We start from the raw sequence: 19,237 nt of genomic DNA on the forward strand, positions 1-19,237 counted from the left end.
CGATGGACCTGCGTCCGAATCCGGGCGACGAACAGTTCCGCGCCGAGGCCCGCGACTGGCTGCGTGCCCACCGGCCGACCCGGCCGTTGCCCTCCGGGGACACCCGGACCGGGTTCGCCGCCCATCTGGAATGGGAGCGGACGCTGCACGACGGCGGCTGGTCGGTGGTCTCCTGGCCCCGCCGCTACGGCGGCCGGGACGCCTCGCTGTGGCAGTGGCTGATCTTCGAGGAGGAGTACGCCGCCGCTGGCGCGCCGCAGCGGGTCACTCAGAACGGCATCTTCCTGCTCGCGCCGACCCTGTTCGAGTTCGGTACCGACGAGCAGCGGGACCGGATCCTTCCGGCGATGGCCGCCGCCGAGCAGCTGTGGTGTCAGGGCTGGTCCGAACCGGACGCCGGCAGTGACCTGGCCGCGCTGACCAGCCGGGCGGTCCGCGACGACGCGGCCGGTGGCTGGCGGCTGACCGGACACAAGACGTGGACCACCCGGGCGGCGTTCTGCACCCATCTGTTCGGCCTGTTCCGTACCGATCCGCAGCAGCAGCGGCACCGGGGGCTGACCTACTTCCTGGTGCCGCTGGACGCCCCCGGGGTGACCGTACGGGGATTCGGCCGGTTCGACGGCGACGAAGGGTTCGCCGACGTCCACCTCGACGACGTCTTCGTCCCGGACACCGACGTGATCGGCGAGGTCGGGGCCGGCTGGCGGGTGGCGATGGCCACCACCGGCTCCGAACGCGGCCTCACCCTGCGCCCGCCGGGCCGGTTCACCGCGGCCGCCGCCCGGCTGGTCGAGCTGGCCGGCGACCGGCCGGACCAGCTCACCGGCCGGCTGCGCGAGCAGGTGGTCCGCGCCTGGCTCGGTGCCCGCGCCTACCACCTGTTCACCCTGGCCCAGGTGACCCGGATGCTCGACGGCGACCCGCCGGGCGCGGCGGCCAGCCTCAACAAGATCCACTGGTCCGAGCTGGACATCGCGCTGCACCGTACCGCCCTCGACCTGCTCGGCCCGGACGCCGAGGTCGACGCCGAGTGGACCCGTGGCTTCCAGTTCTCCCTGGCCGGCCCGATCTACGCCGGCACCAACGAGATCCAACGCGGCATCGTCGCCGAGCGGCTGCTCGGCCTGCCCCGACGCTGAGGAGGAGACGGCATGCGGTTCGCCCTCACCGACGAGCAGGCCACGCTCCGCGACGCGGTCGACGACCTGCTCACCGCCGAATGCCCACCGTCGGTGGTCCGCGCCGCCTGGCCCGGTGGTGACCCGGCCCCGCTGGACCGGCTCTGGACCGCGCTCGCCGAGATGGGCGTGCTCGCCGCAGCTGTGCCGGAGTCCGCCGGTGGCCTCGGGCTGACCGAGGTGGACCTGGTGCCGCTGCTCACCGCCGCCGGGTACGCGGCGGTGCCGCTGCCGGTGGCCGAGACCGCCGTCGTCGCCGGACCGCTGCTGGCCGCCGCCGGCGACCCTGGTGGGCAGCTCGCCGCGCTCGTCGAGGGCCGCTGCCGGATCGCCGTCGCCGGGCCGGGCGGCCTGGTCCCGTACGGGCAGCGGGCCGACCTGCTGCTGCTCCTGACCCCGCCGGACGGACCCCGACTCGTCCGGCCGGACGAGGTCGCGACCACGCCGGTGCCGACCATGGACGGCAGCCGGGCCGCGGTGCGACTCACCGGCGAGCCCGCCGCCGGGCCGTCCGTCGGCATCCGGCTCGACGTGCCGGCCGACCTGCTGTCGCTGACCGTCGACCGGGCCACCCTGGCCGCATCGGCGCAGCTGGTCGGGCTCGGCCGCCGGATGCTCGACCTCACCATCGCGCACGTCGGCACCCGCCGCCAGTTCGGCGCCCCGGTCGGCAGCTTCCAGGCGGTCCAGCACCAGCTCGCCGACGTCCTGCTCGGGCTGGAACTCGCCGCCCCGGCCGTGCTCGCCGCCGGCTGGGCGGCCGCCACCGGGGCCGACAGCCGTCCGGCCGACGTCTCGGCCGGCTACCTGCTCGCCGCCGACGCCGCCGAACGGACCGCCCGCGCCGCGCTGCAGTGCCACGGCGCGATCGGCTACACGACCGAGTACGACCTGCACCTGTACGCCAAGCGAGCGTGGGCGCTCGTGGCCGCGACCGCCGGCACCGACCACCACCTCGACCGGCTCGGCACCGCGATCGGACTGCCCGCCGCCACCGCCGAGCAAGGAGGACGACCGTGACCGACGCCGCCGCGAGCCCGTCACCACCCGCCGAGGACCGGCCGGGCGAGGCCGCCGACGCCCCCGTCGCCGACGAGGCGGTGGTCCGGTACGCCACCGACGGGCCGGTGGCGGTGGTCACCATGAACCGCCCCCGGTACGCCAACGCCCAGAATTCCGCGATGACCTACGCACTCGACGACGCCTTCGCCCGGGCCGCCGCCGACGACGACGTACGGGTGGTGGTGCTCGCCGGCGCTGGTAGGCACTTCTCCGCTGGCCACGACATCGGCACCCCCGGGCGCGACGCCGACCGCAGCTTCCCGCGCCGGGCCGGGCTGTGGTGGGACCACGTCGGCAAGGCCGGCGCGGAGAGCCGGTTCGCCCGCGAGTCCGAGGTCTACCTCGGCATGTGCCGGCGCTGGCGGGAGCTGCCCAAGCCGACCATCGCCATGGTGCAGGGTGCCTGCATCGCCGGCGGGCTGATGCTCGCCTGGTGCTGCGACCTGATCGTCGCCGCCGACGACGCCCGGTTCGCCGATCCGGTCGTTCGGATGGGCATCCCGGGTGTCGAGTACTTCGCCCACCCGTGGGTGATGGGGCCCCGCTTCGCCAAGGAGTTCCTCTTCCTCGGTGAACGGGTCGACGCCGACCGGGCGCTGACTCTCGGCATGGTCAACCGGGTGGTACCCCGCGCCGAGCTGGAGCCGTACACGATGGAGCTCGCCGGGCGGATCGCCACCATGCCCCGGCTCGGTCTGGCCCTGACCAAGAAGGCTGTCAACCAGGCCGAGGACCTGATGGGTCTGCGGGCCGGGATGGATTCGGTGTTCGGCCTGCACCACGTGGCGCACGCGCACAACGCCGAGGTCGGCGACGATCCGCTGGCCGGGCACGACGCCCGCAGCATGCGCCAACGCACCGACGGTGCCGGCTGATGCGCGTCGACGTCCAACTGTTCGGCCTGCCGGCCACCGAGTACGCGCCGCTCGCGGTGCACGCCGAGCGGCTCGGCTTCGACACCGTGTGGCTGGCCGATCACGTGATCACCCCGGCCCGGTACGCGCCGACCTACCCGTACCGGTCCTCCGGCGACCCCGGTATCCGGCCGGACACCCCGCTGTCCGACGTGACGGTGACGCTCGGGCACCTGGCCGCCCGGACCAGCCGGATCCGGCTCGGTACCGGCGTGCTGATCGCCCCGCTGCGGGACCCGTTCCACCTCGCCCGCGCCTGGGCGAGCCTGCAGCAGCTCTCCGCCGGCCGGGCGGTGCTCGGCGTCGGGGTCGGCTGGATGGCCGAGGAGTTCGCCGCACTCGGCGTCGACTTCGGCACCCGGGGCGCCCGGACCGACGAGATGCTGCGGGTCCTCGACCTGCTCTGGTCCGGCGAGCCGGTGGCACACCAGGGTCGGTTCTTCGACTTTCCGACCGTACACTTCGGTCCCTCGCCGCAGCCGCCGGTGCCGGTGGTGGTCGGTGGTCACAGCCCGGCCGCGCTGCGTCGGGCCGCCCGGCACGGTGCCGGCTGGTTCGGGCCCGACGTGGATCTGGCGACCTCGGCCCGGCTGTGCGGGCGGATAGCGCAGCTGCGGGAGCAGGTCGGCCGCGACGACGACTTCACCTACCACGTCCGACTGCACGGTGCGATCAGCGTCGCCACGGTGCGGGCGTACCGCGACGCCGGGCTGGACCACCTGGTCGTCGCTCCGTTCACCCGGCTGCCACCGGCGGCCACCCGGGCGGACCGGCTGGCCGCCCTGGACTCCGTCGCCGAGCGACTCGCGTCGCTGTGGCCCGACCCGGCATCGACCGGCCACCCCGCAGGAGAGACCCGATGACCACTGTCGACCCACCGGCCGCCTTCGACCAGGAGACCATCGACGAGTACACCCGGGCCGGGCACTGGACCGGTGACACCATCGCGTCGATGGTGGCCGGGCACGCCGCCGCCCGGCCCGACGATCCGGCGTTGCTCGCCACCGACGCCACGCTGACCTGGTCGCAGTACGACACACTGAGCACCCGGCTGGCCGGTGGCTACGTCCTGGCCGGCCTGCAACCAGGGGAGCGGATCGCCACCCTGCTCACCAACGGAGCGTTGGTGCACGTCGCGTACCTGGCCGCGCAGAAGGCCGGCCTGGTGACGGTCGGCATCGGACCGCGTGCCGGAACCGCCGAGGTACGGCACCTGATCCGGCGTACCGGGGCGAGCGCCCTGCTCACCCGGCCGGTGCACCGGGGCCGCGCCGCTGGCGACCTGGCCGCCGACCTGTGGGCCGTCGGCGTCCCGGTCGACCGGCCGACGCACCTGACCGCGCAGCTCACCGCAGCCGGTGAGCTGCACCTGCTTCGCGACGGCGAGCCACTGGACCTGCCCGACCTGGTGACCGCCGAGACCGCGATCGCCGGTCGCGGGCTCGGCGCCGACGACCTGTTCTTCCTCAACTCCACCTCGGGCACGACCGGGCTGCCCAAGTGCGTGATGCAGACGATGAACACGCGCAAGTACTTCGGGCCGCTCGCGGCCGAGGCGGCCCGGTTCGGTCCGGACGAGGTCTTCGCCAGCGTGCTGCCCGCTCCGTACGGCTTCGGCCAGTGGAGCGGTCACGTGGTGCCGGCCATGTACGGCTATCCGACGGTGCTGGCCGAGGAGTTCGACGCGGAACAGACCTGGCAGCTGATCGAACTGCACCGGGTCACCGTTCTCGCCGCTGTGACCAGCCAGTTCGTGATGATGCTCAACGCCCAGGGGCGCGCCGCCCGGGACGTGTCGTCGCTGCGCGTGCTGTTCACCGGCGGGGAGCGGGTGCCGGCGGACCGGGCCGCCCGGTTCGAGGAGGAGACCGGCTGCGCCGTGCTGCAGTTCTACGGTTCCAACGAGGCGGGTCCGATCAGCGTGACCCGGGTCGACGACTCCCGGGAGCAGCGGCTGGGCACCGCCGGACGGGTGATCCCGCAGATGCGGGTACGGCTGTTCGACGCCGAGGGTGCCGACGTGACCGCAACCGGTGGCCCTGGTCAGTGCGCCGCGCGGGGACCGGGACTGACCCCCGGTTACTACGACGACCCGCAGGCCAACCAGCAGCTGTTCCACCAACAGGGCTGGATGCTCACCGGTGATCTGGTCCGGATCGACCCGGCCGGTTACCTCACGGTGACCGGCCGGGTGGCGGATTTCCTGATCCGGGGTGGGCACAACGTCAGCGTGTTGGCGGTCGAGGAAGCGGTCGGCGGCTGCGAGCGGGTCGCCCAGGTCGCCGTGGTACCGGCCGCCGACGAGGTGCTCGGGGAGCGGGCCTGCGCCTACGTGGTGACCACCGACGGGACCGACCTGACCCTCGACGAACTCCGGGCCGACCTGGCCGCGCGGGGGATCTCCAAGTACGAGTGGCCGGAGCGGCTGGTCACCCTGGCGGAGCTGCCGTTGAGCGCGGGCGGCAAGGCGGACAAGGCGTGGCTGCGGGCCGATGCCGCGACCCGGTTCGGTCAGCCGACGCGGTGATCGGGGGCCGGGTCGTCGGTCGACCCGGCCCATACCGCGACGATCTGCTCGCTCGTGGTCCAGTCCTCCGGGGCGAGCAGCGCCCGGAAGGCCGGTTCGCAGGCCGCGGTGAGCTCCGCGGTGTTGTTGGCGACGCAGTCGGCCGGTACGACGGTGAAGTAGTCCCGTTCGATCGCGTCGCGGACGGTGGACTCGACACATCCGGTGCCGGCTACCCCGGTCACGACCAGGCTGCGGATGTCCCTGCTGCGGAGCAGGTTCTCCAGCTGGGTGCCGACGAAGGCGCTGCGCCGCAGTTTCGCGAACACCACGTCCCCTGCCTGCGGGGCGAGCTCGTCCACGATCTCCCAGCCCCAGGTCCCGCGCATGCAGTGCATCGGCTCGAATCCGTGTCGGAGGTTGTCGGCCAGCCAGACCGGCGAGGCCAGCGACCCGTCCGGATGCTGCACCACCCGGCAGTACAGCACCGCCGCGCCGGCGGCCCGCGCGGCGGCGGCGAGCCGACGGATCGGCGGGACCACGCCCTGGAAACCGGCGACCATCGGCCGGCCGAAGGACCTGGCGCAGTAGCCGTCGTCGTGTACGAAGTCGTTCTGCATGTCGACGATGAGCAGCGCCGTGCGGGCAGGATCGATCTTGAGGTCGAGGCGGTCGGGCAGGACGTGACCGAGGTAGGTGCGGGGCATCGGGAACTCCCGGGGATCGACGGGGCGCGGGCACCGGGTGGTGCGCGGGTGCGGCTGCCAATCAAATGCTTGGTTGATCTGTTGATCGTAGGCCGCACCGACCGGCCCGGCAATCCCGCCGTCGGTTCCCGGGCCGCACCCGGTCCTCAGCACAGCGACCGGGGGCGGTACGGCGACGCCGTACCGCCCCCGACCGGGGCTCACCCGTGCTAGTTGGTGGCGCAGTAGCCCACGCTGAACGTGCTGGCACCGGCCTTCAACGTCCGGTTCCAGTCCACCCCGTTGATCCGGTACGTCTGACCGTCGATCTGCCGCCGCTCGAAGTTCCAGGCGGTGTAGATGTCACCGGCGAGATCCACCACCCCCGACCACTCGACCGCAGCGGCGGAGGAGTTGGTCGCGACGATCTCCGCGCAGTAACCACCGCCGCTGTCCGAGTCCCACGAGGTGAACCGCCGTACCGTGATGTCGACGTTGGAGTCGGCGACCAGCCGGCCGACGCCCCAGCGGGCGGTCGTCTGATAGCCGATGCCTTCCTGCTCGGCCCAGTTGCGGATCGCCGTACGGGCACCGTCGGAGGCGTCGTTGACCTGGAAGTCCAGGCCGTGGAACGTACCGAGCCCGCCGTACTCGAGCAGGCTGACCGCCGCCTCGACGGTGTAGCCGCCGTCGGTGCGGGCCGTGGCGCTGCGGACCCGGGCCGCCTGGAAGCCCTCGTCGCCGGTGCCGAAGGAGACGACATTGTCGGCGTTGATCCGCACCTGCATGTCGTCGTAGCGGTAGGCACCGTTCTTGACGTTGCCCGCGTCGACGTAGATCTCGACCGAGTCCTGGGTCCACGGGTCGGAACCGGAGACGTCCACCACCGGATCCGCCACTTCGGCCAGCACGTACAGCGTCTGGTCCCGCCACAAGGTCCGTACGGTGGCGACCGCGCCGCCCGTACCGGAGACCTCCTTGTCGGTGGTGACCACCCCGGCCTCGGCCCAGCCGGCGTCCACCGCACCGTCGACGACCGGGGCCACCGCGGCCTGCTTCACCTCCAGATAGGACAGCTCCTCGACCAGGGTGAGCGTGCCGACCGCGCCCGGGGTGTTCCACCCGGCGGTGGACCCGTCGACACCGACCTGCACGTCGAGAGTGAGCGTGTCGCCCTCGACGACCGCGTCCAGCGGCAGTTGCGCGACGAGGTCGTAACCGCCGGCCCGTTCGGTCACCACGGCGGGCACGTCGCCCGAGCCGTCCCGGGCCACCCGGTACGTCTGGCCCGCCAGCACGAAGTCGACCCCGTCGCCGGCGTCGGCCGCGTCGTCGGTGACCGTCACGAACGCGGTCAACTGCTCGGCCGTCCACCGCAGCTGGAACCCGGCGACGTCCTCCACCGGGTGCAGCGGGAGTTTGCTCCACTCCAACGCCGAGGTCACGCCGGGGGTCAGCGCGACCTCACCGGCGAAGACGTTCGCGGTCCGCAGCCGGGCCGGCAGGTCGGCGTCGACCGCGCCGTAGTACGCCGGCTTGGCCTGGAAGCCGTCGTTGAAGATCAGCGGCGCGCCGTTGCCGGACCGCCACGACCGCCCGTCGTTGAGCCCCCAGACCGTGACGACGAACAGGTCGTCGGTGTACGCCCGGAAGATCCGGAACGCGTCGCGGTAAAAGTAGCCCTGGTCGATCAGCCGTGCCTCGGTCACCGGCGTGCCGGTGGTGACGTCGAGTTCCGTGACCGCCTGGACCAGCGGCAGCTCGGCGAAGGTCGCCAACGCCGTCTCCAGACTGGCGACCGGCGTGGCCAGCGACACGTGGAACTGGTGGCCCACCCCGTCGATCGGCACGTCCCGCTCCAGCAGCCGCTGCACGAGCGCCTTGTACCGGGCCTGCTTGCCACTCTGCTCGGTGTTGTAGTCGTTGATGAACAGGGTGACCGGGTCGGTGCCGGGTACGGCGTACACGTCGTTGAACGCCTCCTCGGCGTACTGGAACGACAGGTCGATGAACTCCTCACCGAGGATCCGGTACCACTCGCTGCGGCGCAGCCCGTCGGCGAACTCGCCGCTGTCGCTGACCACCTCGTTGACCACGTCGAAGGCGTTCATCGGATTGGTGTCCGAGCCGAACGGCCCGTACCGGTCGTGCAGCGACCCGGCCACGGCGAAGATGTGCTGGCGCATCCGGTCGCGCAGTACCTGCTGGTCGGCTTCGGAGGTGGTCAGCGGCTCACCGGCCGCGTCCTGGAACATCCACGCCGGGGTCTGGCTGTGCCACACCAGGACGTGTCCGTACACGCCGAGGTCGTTGGCGGCGGCGAAGTCCATCATGGCGATCGCCTGGTCGTGCGGCCGGAAGGTGCGCTCGTCGTCGTACCACGCCTCCGGCTTCATGTGGTTCTCCGGCGTGATGTTGTTGAAGTGCCGGGTCAGCAGCTGCGCGGCGACCCCGACGGTCTCCCGGCTGTCGATCGCGACACCCACCGGGAACTCGGTGGTCTGGTGGATCCCGGTCAGATCCTCGACCACCGGCGGGTCCGGCACCCGGACCACGACGTCGTCGAGGAGGAAGTCGCTGGTGTTGCCGGTGACGTCCGCGCCCTGCCAGCTGGTCTCGAAGTAGAGGAACGCGGTGTCGAAGGCCGGCGCGGTGAAGCTCGCGGTGACCTCGGTCCAGCCGCTGTTGGTGACCGATCCGAACTGGGCGAGGGTGCTGAACGACTCGCTGTCGCCGGTGGTGGTGGCGAGGCTCAACCAGATCTCGTCGGCCGGCTGCCCCTCGGCGAAGCGCAGCCACGCGGAGATCTCGTAGCCGACGCCGGCCTCGAACGCGGTGGTGACGTCCCGGCCGATGCCGGCGCCCTGGTTGACCCGGTCGGTGACGAGTGCGGCCGCCGCGCCGCCGTGGGCGATGTCGGTGAGTGCGACGGTCGGCGCACCCGGGCCGCCGTCACGCGGTTGCCAGCCGTCCAGACCGTCTTCGAAGTCGGTGTCGACGACGATGGTGCCCGGCGGCGGACCACCCGGGCCGGTGCGCGGTGCGGTGACGAGGATGTCGTCGACCAGGTAGGTCGCGGTCGCCTCGGCGGCCTCCAGGTAGACCTGGTACGCGGCCGGGTCGGCGTCGGCCGGCACGGTGAACTCACCACGGACCGTGGTCCAGTCGCCGGCGGTGACGGTGGTGTCGCCGATCCAGGTGTAGTCCGGCTTCATCACGAACCGGAAACCCGACGACTCCGGCCCGTCGGGCGCCAGCCGGGCCCGCGCCGAGAAGGTGTACGTGACGCCGGGGGCGAAGATGCCGGTCGGGCTCTGCAGCCCGTCGAAGCCCTCGGTACGGTCGCTGACCCGCAGCGCCCGGCCCGGATCGGCGTCCACCACGGTGAGCGTGGGGTTGCCGCTGGCCGTCCAGGTGCCGGTGGTGCCGTCCTCGAAGTCGACCGCGCTGACCGTCACCACGCCCGGTGCGTCGTCGGGGCCGGTGACGGCGACGTCGTCGACCAGGAACGGGGTGGTCCCGGCCGCCTCGATGTAGACGGTGGCGGCGCTCAGATCCGCCGGCATCGTGTAGCTGCCGCCGATGCGGACCCATTCGTCGGCGGTGGTCTCGGTGGCGTCGCCGATCCAGGTGTACGTGTTGTCGCCACCGCCGGCCGGGGTGGCCTCGACGGTGAAGTGGATGCCGGCGGCGCCCTCGGTGCCCGCCGGCAGCTTCACCCAGGCGGTGACCGAGTACGCCGTGCCGGGGGTGAACAGCGCGGTCGCGTCGGTCGACGGGCCCTGCCAGTCGGCGGTCCGGCCGGTCACCGACAGGCTGCTCGAGCTGTCGCGGCCCTCGTCGACGATCGCCAGGGTCACCTCGCCGCGCGGACTCCAGGGCGCGTACGAACCGGATTCGAAGTCGTTGGCGAGAACGGTGGTGTCCGCCGTGGCGGACGGGGCGAGCGCGACCGAGGCGGCGAGCGCGCTCGCGCAGACCGCCGCGAGGACGGCGGTACGCAAAGGTGGACGGAACGGATATCTGCGGCGCATGAAGGCTCCTGCACGGACGGACGTACGTGTGGTCGGTGCCTGGTGAATCGCGCCAGCAGATCCAGACGGCGGAAATGCTATCCGGGTCCGGCGGGTACGTCGAGCCCCTGGCCCGGCCGATCAGTGGCGACAGAGCGGTCGTTTCCGCCGCACGACACCTCGACTACGGCTGGACCGTCAGCAGTTGTTGCTGGTGACCGTGACGGTGTACTCGAAGTCGTCGTGGGTGATGCCCGACGGTACGCCGTCGAAGTAGGCCTCCACCTTCTGCCAGCCCCGGCGCTGCTCGTAGTGCAGGTGCGGGGCGCCGGAATTGCCGGTGCTGCCCACCAGCCCGATCTGCTGCCCCTGGGCGACCCGGTCCCCGGCGGCGACCAGGGGTGGTTCGAGCAGGTGCAGGTACTGGGTCTCCCAACGGCCACCGTGATCGATCTTCACCCAGTACCCGCCGCCCCGGCCCCGGGGACCCTGCGGGTTCTGCTCGGTCCGTCCGCCCAGCGAGCCGTTGATCCCGGCGACGGTCACGGTGCCGGCGTACGAGGCGAGCACCGGCCGACCCCACGACTGCCCGTCGGTCGGGTACAGATCGACGTCGTAGTCGTCGTGGCCGGGGTAGGTGCCGAGCTGCCAGGTCTCCCCGCAGGCGACAGGCAACTGGAACAACGGTCGGGGACCCGGCTCACGAAGCAGCGGTACGACGAACGTCACGGCAGCGCCGACCGCCGCGATCGCGACGACGGCCAGCGCGAACCGCAGGGTGTGGCGGCGCCGCCGGGTGCGGGCGGGACGGTGGTACGAGGGGGCGGTACTCACTCTTCCCAGCATGGCAGACCGCTACCGCCGGGACCGGTCGGTGCTGTCCGCCCCACGAGATCCACAGCTGATCGGCAGCTCACGCACAGCTGGTGGTGGACGGGGCGACGTACCGTGGAATGCGTCGCGATGGCCTGGAGGAGCCCACGGTGAGTAGCTTCGTCAAACGTTTCCTGCTGTCGATGGTCATGTCGAAGCTGAGCCGGTACACCCGGCGACGCGGCCACAATCGGGCGGTCACCGGCCTGCTGCGTGAGGTCGAGCGTCGGCTCGGCCGCCGCCACGGCCACGGCGGCCCGTACGGTCATGGCGGCCCGTACGGTCACTACGGTCACGGCCACCACGGCTACCACGGTCACTACCGGCGCAAGCGGTGGTGAGCGCCGGCACCGGTCAGCCGGCGACGGTGCCGCGCGGGCACCGTCGCCGACCGGCGATCAGGTGTCGGAGATGATGGCGAATCCTCGGTTCCAGTTCTTCGCGTCGGTGTCCGGCCGGTAGTTGTTCTCGATGTTGCCGGCGGCGTCCACCGAGAACCAGAAGACCTTCGTTCCGTACGGCACGGTGAGTGTCTCGGCGCCCTCCCGGATGCCGGCCGAGGCGTAGAGGGTGGACTCGTACGTCGGTTTGCTGCCGTCGAGCGTGTAGAACACTGCCGCGGGCTCGCTGACTTCGAACCGGATGTCGACCGTGCCGTCGGTGGCGCCCGGCGCGGTGACCAGCGTGCTGGTCGGGCGTTTGCGGTCGGTGTCGAAGTCTCGGGCGACCCGCATCAACTCGGTCAGCCCGTTGGCGTACTCCATGGTCTGCTGGTGCGCCTCGTCCCAGGCCGGCTGGAACGACGTGCCCACCTCGAAGTTCCAGGCGTAGATGCCGTACTTGTACCAGAGCATGTCGCCCGAGTTGCCGGCCGCCGAGTACAGCACGTCGGAGATCGGGCCGGTCCGGGCCGGCGTGACCGCCAGGTTGCGGTGCCGCTTGATGGCGGTGAGAATCCGCGCCGACGCACCCCAGAAGAAGGACTCCTCGGCCAGGGTCGGCCGGGGCGCGGAGACCCGGCCCGGCGTGGCGTACGAGCCCGGTGACCACATGAAGTAGTTGCCGGACGAGTGCAGGTTCATCGAGAACTTCATGTTCGGCCGGCTGGCCAGCCAGTCCAGGTTCCGGTTCTCCGGCTCCGACAACTCGCTGGGCCCGGCGAAGACGTCGCTGGTGCAGCTGGTCGACGCCCCCGAGTAGCCGTCGAACAGGCTGTACTCGGTGTAGTTGCGGTTGTTGTCCACACCCCAGGAGTTGCGGGCCAGGGCGTCGGTGGCACCGCCGGCCGCGCAGTGGTTGGTCATGTTGCGCCGTTGCGAGGCGAAATCGTAGAACGAGTAGTGCCCTCCGTCGGGGTTGATCGACGGTGCGATCCAGATGTCCAGCGTCCGCAGCAACTGCTTGGTGTTCTCGTCGGTACGGTGGTTGCGCAGCAGCCGCTCGGCGGTCTCGATGGCGACCAGCGGCGGCACCCATTCCCGGGCGTGCTCCTGCGCGTAGGCGAGCACCCCGGTCCGGGAACCGTCCCGGTACTTGCCGATCCGCAGCGCGTACACCGGGTGCGGCTCGCGGGAGACGCTCGCCGGGGCCGACAGGTTGTCGGACAGGGGTGTCGCCGCGACCGGCGCGACCACCCCGTCGCCGACGCTGCCGCGATAGGTGTACGCCGTGACCAGGTCGCCCGCCGCGGCGTTGATCGCGGCCGCGACCTGGGCTGCGGTACTGACGATGGCCCCGGTGCCGTCGGTGGCCAGCGAGACGCGGATGGCGCTGCCGGAGACCGTGACGGCGAGGGCGCTGTCGGCGGTGCCGGGGTCGACCAGCTCGACGGTGAGGTCGTTGCCGCCCTCGTGACCCCAGGCGTGCGAGTCGACGGCGACCCGGTTCGCGGTGCTGGTGCCGATCACCACCTGCGCCTTGCGGCGGTACCCGTTGGTCCGGTACGGCAGCTCCACGACCTCGGCGAGGTGCGGGAACTCCTGGGCCAGCCGGTTGATCCGGTCGTACAGCTCGGTCGGGGTGAGGTAGCTGGTGACGAAGTCCTTCTGGTAGCCCGGGCCTTCCGGGGACTCCCCGGGGATCGGCAGCCACTCCTTGACCTGGGCGACGGCGATGTCCCCGGTCGGGCTGACGATCTGGATCCGGTCCGGCCGGGTGGCGACCGTGGCGGCCCCGCGGTGGTAGAGGTAGACCCCGGCGTCGACGAACCGGGAGATCGTCTGGGTGCCGCCGGAGCCGAGTTCGGTGCCCGGCCCACTGTCGCGGGTGACCGTCAGGGTGTCGCCCGAGGTCTGTCCGTCGGCCCACTTGGCCTCCACCGACAGCACCTGGTTGGCGCCGGAGGTGTAGTAGTCGGCGCGGATGATCCGGACGTCGGCGACGTCGGCGTCCTGCTGGATGTCGGCGGTGAACGCCTGGTTGTTCGCCCGGTGCCCGGCGATCGTCGCCGCCCGCTCGGCGATGCGGGCCTCGGTGTCGTCGGCGTCGTGCAGGGTGGCACCGATGCGGTAGCCGAGTTCGCGCAGCCCGGCGAGCTCGCTGGGGGTCACCACGGCGTGCACCACGATGCCCGCCGAGGTCTGGGAGACGTGGTGGTCCAGGTCGACCCCGGTGGCGACCAGCCTGTCCAGCTCGTCGCGGTCGGCGACCATGACCTCCACGACATCGGCCTGCTCGCCGGCGAAGCGTTCGAGGACGGCGGGCCTGCTGTCGGTGCGGGCGTCGGTCGCCGACGGGTGGGTGTCGGTGGTGGTGGCGGGCACGGCGGTGGCCGGTCCGGCCAACAGGACGACGGCGGCAGCGGCGGCGGTGACCGCTGCTGTCCGCCGCCGCCACTGGGGCGGGTGCGACGGGTACATGGGCGAACCTTTCACTGACGGATGCCACTGACCGGGTGGGATACCGGGCGGTACCGGACCGTGGGGATGGCCCGACGGTCCGGCGTCGACAGGTCACGTCGTCACCGTTGCCCGCGAGCTGGCTCCTGCTGACGACCGGGAGCTGCGGCCGGCATCGACGTGACAGGGCGGGAAAGATCGACAGGTACGGTTGGCCCATCCTGGACGGTGGCACCGGACCGTGTCAATGTCACCTGTGGGTGTCGCCCGATGCCCGCCCACCTGCCGCCTACCACCGGCCCACCTGCCGTCTACCGCCACCTGCCGCCGGACCGCCCCGCCGCCTGTCAGCCGGGGCCGGTGCCACCGGCCATCGCCGAGCGCAGCTGCGCGCACGCCTGGTCGGCGGCCTGCCGGAGCCGATCCGTGGCATCCTCGGGAAGTCCACGCTGCACGGCCGTCCAGTCGATCCAGGCCGCCGCGACGGTCGGCATCAGCTCCCCGACGGCCGGGTCGGCGCCGGCCCGCGTGGCGAAGGCGGGCAGGCCCAGGACCGCGACGACCCGCCGGGGGCCCAACTGCAGTGGGTCGCAGGCGGCCTGCTCCACGAACTCGTCGACGAGCAGGTCGACCGCGCGCCTCGTCGCGTCTCCGCCGGGCAGTGCCGACATCTGGGACGAGGCGAGGAAGGAGCGCTTCAGCAGCTCGATTTCCACGCTGGTGGGGAAGGGCTCCTCCGCGGCGGGGGCCGCGCTCAGCCGCCGGGCACGGGCCAGGGTCAGCGCCCGCATCTTCCGGTACGCCACCGGCAGCGGGCTCAGTTCGTACTCCGGCCGTTCGGCCAGCTCGTCGGTGGTGGCGATCGCGTCCTCGAACAGTCGACGCGCCACCGCCGGATCCAGCTGCTCACTCACCAGGCCGTCGGCGGTGCCGTGGGCCCCGTCGACGATGGCGCGCAGCCGGTCCACCCGCGGACCGAGGGTGAGTTCGCGGAACCGGCCACCGCCGATGGCCCGGTCGATCACCGCGAGGATGCCGTGCTCGTCGTCACCGTCGTAGGAGAACCCGCAGAGCACCACGGCGACCTCGCCGTAGTGGTCGTGGGCCCACCAGCAGCCGTCCACCCGGACCCGGCCGATGGTCGACACCCAGGGCGGGTCCGGCAGGCCCTGCGCGACCAGCCGGTCGGCCTGCAGTCGGGCGAGGTCGCGTTGGGTGTCGACCGTACTCATCGCGGCGAAGCCGCGCAGCGCCGCGAGCGCGGTCGGGGTCACCCGCCGCCCCAGCTCCTGGATGATCCTCGCGTCGTCCTGCGCCGCGTCGGACAGCCGCGGGCCGAATCCCTCGGCGCTCTCGTGGGCGAGCAGCTGGGTCATACCCTGCTCCACCGACCACGGTGAGTCCTCGGACATCAGCGAGAAGTTCCACTCGAGGAAGTCCGCCCCGGAGGCGGCACGGTGCAGCTGGCGCTCACTGTCATCCATGGCCGCGATTGTCGCAGCCGACATCGACCGATGCGACAATGTGCGGCTGGCGCGCCGCCCCCCCGGCCGGGGTCGAGCAGCGACGCCGGCCAGCCGGAATTCATCTCGCGGAAACCCGTCGGGGCCGGCGCGTTGGTACCGTCCGGTCATTCTCGACGACATCGACCCGTTCATCGGCACCGGCGCGACCGACCTGCCCCGGTCGTACGGCCCGGCCGCCACGTGGTGGTGGCCGAAGCCCCAGGTGGGCAACACCCATCCGGGCGCGACCTCGCCGCTGGGCATGGTGTCGGCCTGTGCCTACTCCGGTGCCTACCCGACCGGGTACGGCCGGTACTCGAAGAACACCGAGGGCGTGCCCGAGGAGATGTTCGACCGGCTGCAGGCATCCGGGTTCACCCACTTTCAGCAGTCCGGCACCGGAGCGATCCGCAAGTACTACAACTACGTCCGGGTGACCCCGATGATCGAGCCGCTGGACGGGCTCGGCCAGGCCTGGGCGCTGCACGACGAGACCGCCGAGGCGGGCTACTACGCCGCGACGCTGGACACCGGGGTGCGCTGCGAGATCACCGTCGGCGCGAAGGTCGCCGTGCACCGGTACACGTTCCCCGCGCACCGCAGCGCCCGCGTGGTGGTCGACCTGTCCTGCGGTGGCCTGGACATCGAGCTCGGTCGCACGGTGCCGCTGCGGGCCCAGGTCGAAAGCATGGGCCACGGCCGGGCCCAGGCGACCGTGGTGATGGAGGGCGTGCCGCTGTCGGTCTACCTGGAGGTGGACAGCCCCGGCTGGCGCCAGATGCTCTGGTACGACCGGCGGCTCATCGACGGCGGTACCCGGCTGGACTTCGACAGCATCCGACACACCACGCTGCGGCCGTTCGGGATGCTGATGATGGGTCCGGCCGCCGCCGGGCAGACCGTCGAGGTGCGGCTCGGCTTCTCGCTGCGCGGTTGCGAGCAGGCCCGGCGCAACCTGGAGCGGGAATGCTGGCCGGCGCAGCCGGGGTTCGACCAGGTCCGGGTGGCGACCCGGACCCGGTGGGCCGAGCACCTGGACCGCATCCAGGTCGACGGCGGTACGCCGGCCCGCCGCACCGTCCTGGCCACCGCCGTCTACCACTCCCTGATCAAACCCTGCTTCGCCGACGACGAGAGCCCGTTCTGGCCGACCTCGGGGCCGTACGCCTTCGACATCTGCACGATGTGGGACATCTACAAGACGCAGCTGCCGCTGCTCGCCGCGATCGTGCCGCAGCGGGCCACCGATCTGCTGGAGTCGCTCATCCGGGTGTGCGAGGAGGAGGGCAACTTCCCGATCGGCTACCGGATGGCCCGTGGCGCCGACCGGTTCTTCCGCCAGGCGAGCGCGCTGGCGCACACCGCCCTGGCCGACGCCCACGCCCTCGGCTCGCCCGGGCTGGACTGGAACTGGGCGCTGGTACACATGGTCGACGACCTGCGCCGGCTCTACGGCGAGGACTTCTTCGAGCACGGCCTCGTGCATCCGATCACCCACACCCTCGATCTCGCCTACGCCCACCACTGCACCGCGCAGGTCGCCCGGGCGCTCAACGACCGGCGGCTCGCCGACGACCTGGAACGGCGCAGCCGGCAGTGGGTGAACGCGTTCGACCCGGCGACCGGGCTGCTGCGGGACTCGGAGTTCTACGAAGGCGGCAAGTGGAACTACTCGTTCCGGCTGCTGCACGACATGGCCGCGCGGATCGCGCTCGCCGGCGGCGACGAGGCGTTCGTCGGCAAACTCGACCGGTTCTTCGGCTTCGGTGCCGACCCGGTGACCCAGCCCGGCCGGCGACCGTCGCCAGCGGAGATGGCCGCCGGGTACGCGCTGAACCGGTTCGAGGGGCTCAACAACGAACCGGACATGGAAGCACCCTGGGCGTACCACTACGCGGGCCGGCCCGATCGGACCGCGCAGGTCGTCCAGGCGGCACTGACCTGGCAGTTCGGCACGGGAGCGGGAGGGCTGCCGGGCAATGACGACTCCGGGGCGCTCAGCTCCTGGTACGTATGGGCCTCGCTGGGGCTGTTCCCGGTCGCCGGACAGAGCCTGTTCCTGGTCAACACGCCGGCGTTCGCCCGGGCCGCGCTGCGGGTCGGCGACGCGGAGTTCGTGGTCGAGACCAGCGGGCACCGGGACACGCCGATCGGATCCGACGGCCTGGACCACGACCCGGCACCGCAGTACGTCCAGTCGGCGACCCTCAACGGCGAGCCGCTGCACACCACCTGTCTCACCGCCGCCGACGTGCACCGGGGTGGCCGGTTGCACCTGCGGCTGGGCCCGCAACCGTCCACCTGGGGATGCGAGAGCCGCCCACCGTCGCTGTCCGCGTTCCACCGTGCCGTAGAGGAAGCCCGTTGACCAGACCCTCCCGCCGCCTCGTCATCGTGGTCCGCGCCGACCCGGTGATCTGCGGCCATTCCGGTGAGGCACGCAACCTCGCCGAGGTCGCGCTGACCCGTGGGTTCACCGACGTCCGCCTGTTGACCTGGCCGATCCCGACGCTGCAGGCGGCCGGGTTGCCACTCAAGCCACTGGATCGGCTGCTGCCGTACAGCCCGGGGATCACGGTGGAACGTCCGGAGGCGGTGGGCGACTACCGGGTGCCGGACGGGCGTCACCTCGCCGGGCTCACCGGCCGTCTGGTCGAGCTGCTCTCCGACGGGGTGCCCACCACCTGCCTGTCGATGTACCTGGTCCCGCACACCACCGTGGTACGGGACGCGGTGGCGGCGGCCCGCGCGGCGGGCTTCGCCCCGCAGGTGCACACGATCGCCAAGGCGGTCGGCTCGGACGTCACCAACGTGATCAGGTCGTGTCTGCGCGACGGGCAGTTCGGCGCGGCCACCGTGCTGTTCACGACGTTCCTCGCCAACGACGAGGTCGTCGCGGTGTCGCAGTACACCCGCGACGAGATCGTGGCCGCCGCCGAACAGGTCGACGCGCACTGCGGCACCGGCTTCGCCGAGCAGTGCCGACGCCGGGTGACGGTCAGCTACCCGCCGATCGACACGTCGGCGTACCTTGGCGTCGACCCGGCGGCGGTCGACGCAGCCCTGGCCCGGCGTGGCCTGGAGCGCGGCGGCTACCTGCTGTTCCTGTCCCGCGTCGCACGGGCCAAGGGCATCTACGACCTGGTCGTGGCGTACGGCCAGATGCGCTGCCGCGACCAGGTCCGGCTGGTGGTCGCCGGTACCGGTCCGGCCCTGGAGCACGTCCAGGCGATGTCCAAGGAGGACGAGCGGATCACTTTCCTCACCGACGTCGACGACACCGAGAAGCCGTTGCTGATGGCCGGTTGTGCGGCGTACGTCCTGCCGACCAAACCGGAACCGGACTTCGTCGAGACGTTCGGGATCGCCCTGGCCGAGAAGGCGCTCGCCGGTGGCGGCCCGATCGTGACCACCCTGACCGGTGGCACCGGCGAGGCGGTCGGCGACACCGCCGTCATCGTCGAGTCCGGTGACATCGCCGCGCTGGTCGCGACGGTGGACCGGGTGGTGCTGGAGATGTCCGCGGCCGAGAAACTCGACCGCGAGGTGCGGGCCAGGGCGTACGCGATGTCGTTCGACCGGGCTGCGGTCTTCGACCAGCTGCTCCCCACGGTGGCGCCGCCGGCGCCGGTGGGCTGACCCTCCGCCGCCCCAGGACGG

13 protein-coding genes are annotated in these 19,237 nt (G+C 72.0%); 8 read left to right on the forward strand and 5 right to left on the reverse strand.

What is annotated here, in order from left to right; genetic code table 11:
* Window positions 1-2 precede the first annotated feature (2 nt).
* The 5 genes from O7623_RS02580 to O7623_RS02600 all read left to right on the forward strand — a co-directional run bounded on the left by O7623_RS02580 (window position 3) and on the right by O7623_RS02600 (window position 5,684).
* Complete coding sequence (locus O7623_RS02580; protein WP_282226963.1) at window positions 3-1,142, forward strand: acyl-CoA dehydrogenase family protein; 1,140 nt, start codon at window positions 3-5, stop codon at window positions 1,140-1,142.
* A 12-nt stretch (window positions 1,143-1,154) separates the two neighbouring features.
* Window positions 1,155-2,201, forward strand: coding sequence for an acyl-CoA dehydrogenase family protein (locus tag O7623_RS02585; RefSeq protein ID WP_282226964.1), 1,047 nt, complete (start codon window positions 1,155-1,157; stop codon window positions 2,199-2,201).
* Window positions 2,202-2,281: 80 nt separating this feature from the next.
* Window positions 2,282-3,118 carry an enoyl-CoA hydratase gene (locus O7623_RS02590; RefSeq protein ID WP_282229293.1) on the forward strand — a complete coding sequence of 279 codons (837 nt, stop codon included), beginning with the start codon at window positions 2,282-2,284 and terminating at the stop codon, window positions 3,116-3,118.
* Window positions 3,118-4,020: a TIGR03619 family F420-dependent LLM class oxidoreductase gene (locus tag O7623_RS02595; protein WP_282226965.1), complete on the forward strand. Its 903-nt coding sequence runs from the start codon at window positions 3,118-3,120 to the stop codon at window positions 4,018-4,020. Before O7623_RS02590 ends, O7623_RS02595 begins: the two co-directional genes overlap by 1 nt.
* The gene (locus O7623_RS02600; protein ID WP_282226966.1) at window positions 4,017-5,684 is read left to right on the forward strand and encodes a class I adenylate-forming enzyme family protein; all 1,668 of its coding nucleotides are present in this window, start codon (window positions 4,017-4,019) and stop codon (window positions 5,682-5,684) included. Before O7623_RS02595 ends, O7623_RS02600 begins: the two co-directional genes overlap by 4 nt.
* On the opposite strand, the gene O7623_RS02605 is transcribed toward O7623_RS02600, so the two are convergent.
* From O7623_RS02605 to O7623_RS02615, 3 genes are all read right to left on the reverse strand, one after another.
* Window positions 5,669-6,370: an isochorismatase family cysteine hydrolase gene (locus O7623_RS02605; RefSeq protein ID WP_282226967.1), complete on the reverse strand. Its 702-nt coding sequence runs from the start codon at window positions 6,368-6,370 to the stop codon at window positions 5,669-5,671. The two genes, O7623_RS02600 and O7623_RS02605, sit on opposite strands and share 16 nt — an antisense overlap.
* A 209-nt stretch (window positions 6,371-6,579) precedes the next feature.
* Window positions 6,580-10,383 (reverse strand): endo-1,4-beta-xylanase, encoded by a 3,804-nt coding sequence (locus tag O7623_RS02610; RefSeq protein ID WP_282226968.1) that lies wholly within the window; start codon window positions 10,381-10,383, stop codon window positions 6,580-6,582.
* Between the two features lie 177 nt (window positions 10,384-10,560).
* Window positions 10,561-11,208, reverse strand: a complete 648-nt coding sequence (locus O7623_RS02615; RefSeq protein WP_282226969.1) for a M23 family metallopeptidase — start codon at window positions 11,206-11,208, stop codon at window positions 10,561-10,563.
* A gap of 137 nt (window positions 11,209-11,345) precedes the next feature.
* Here O7623_RS02615 and O7623_RS02620 point away from each other — a divergent pair, with 137 nt between their 5' ends.
* Window positions 11,346-11,576, forward strand: a complete 231-nt coding sequence (locus O7623_RS02620) for a hypothetical protein (RefSeq protein ID WP_282226970.1) — start codon at window positions 11,346-11,348, stop codon at window positions 11,574-11,576.
* A gap of 57 nt (window positions 11,577-11,633) precedes the next feature.
* On the opposite strand, the gene O7623_RS02625 is transcribed toward O7623_RS02620, so the two are convergent.
* Both O7623_RS02625 and O7623_RS02630 read right to left on the reverse strand, forming a co-directional pair.
* Entirely contained in the window at window positions 11,634-14,093 is a 2,460-nt protein-coding gene (locus O7623_RS02625) for a M14 family metallopeptidase (RefSeq protein ID WP_282226971.1), read from the reverse strand.
* Between the two features lie 326 nt (window positions 14,094-14,419).
* A complete protein-coding gene (locus tag O7623_RS02630) occupies window positions 14,420-15,556 on the reverse strand; it encodes a hypothetical protein (RefSeq protein ID WP_282226972.1) in 1,137 nt (378 codons plus the stop codon).
* Here O7623_RS02630 and O7623_RS02635 point away from each other — a divergent pair.
* Window positions 15,555-17,945, forward strand: coding sequence for a glycoside hydrolase domain-containing protein (locus tag O7623_RS02635; protein ID WP_282226973.1), 2,391 nt, complete (start codon window positions 15,555-15,557; stop codon window positions 17,943-17,945). The genes O7623_RS02630 and O7623_RS02635 overlap by 2 nt on opposite strands.
* Entirely contained in the window at window positions 17,942-19,216 is a 1,275-nt protein-coding gene (locus O7623_RS02640; protein WP_282226974.1) for a glycosyltransferase, read from the forward strand. The genes O7623_RS02635 and O7623_RS02640 overlap by 4 nt, the downstream gene beginning before the upstream one ends.
* The last annotated feature ends 21 nt before the right edge of the window (window positions 19,217-19,237 follow it).

This window comes from Solwaraspora sp. WMMD791 (assembly GCF_029581195.1).
GTDB lineage: Bacteria > Actinomycetota > Actinomycetes > Mycobacteriales > Micromonosporaceae > Micromonospora_E.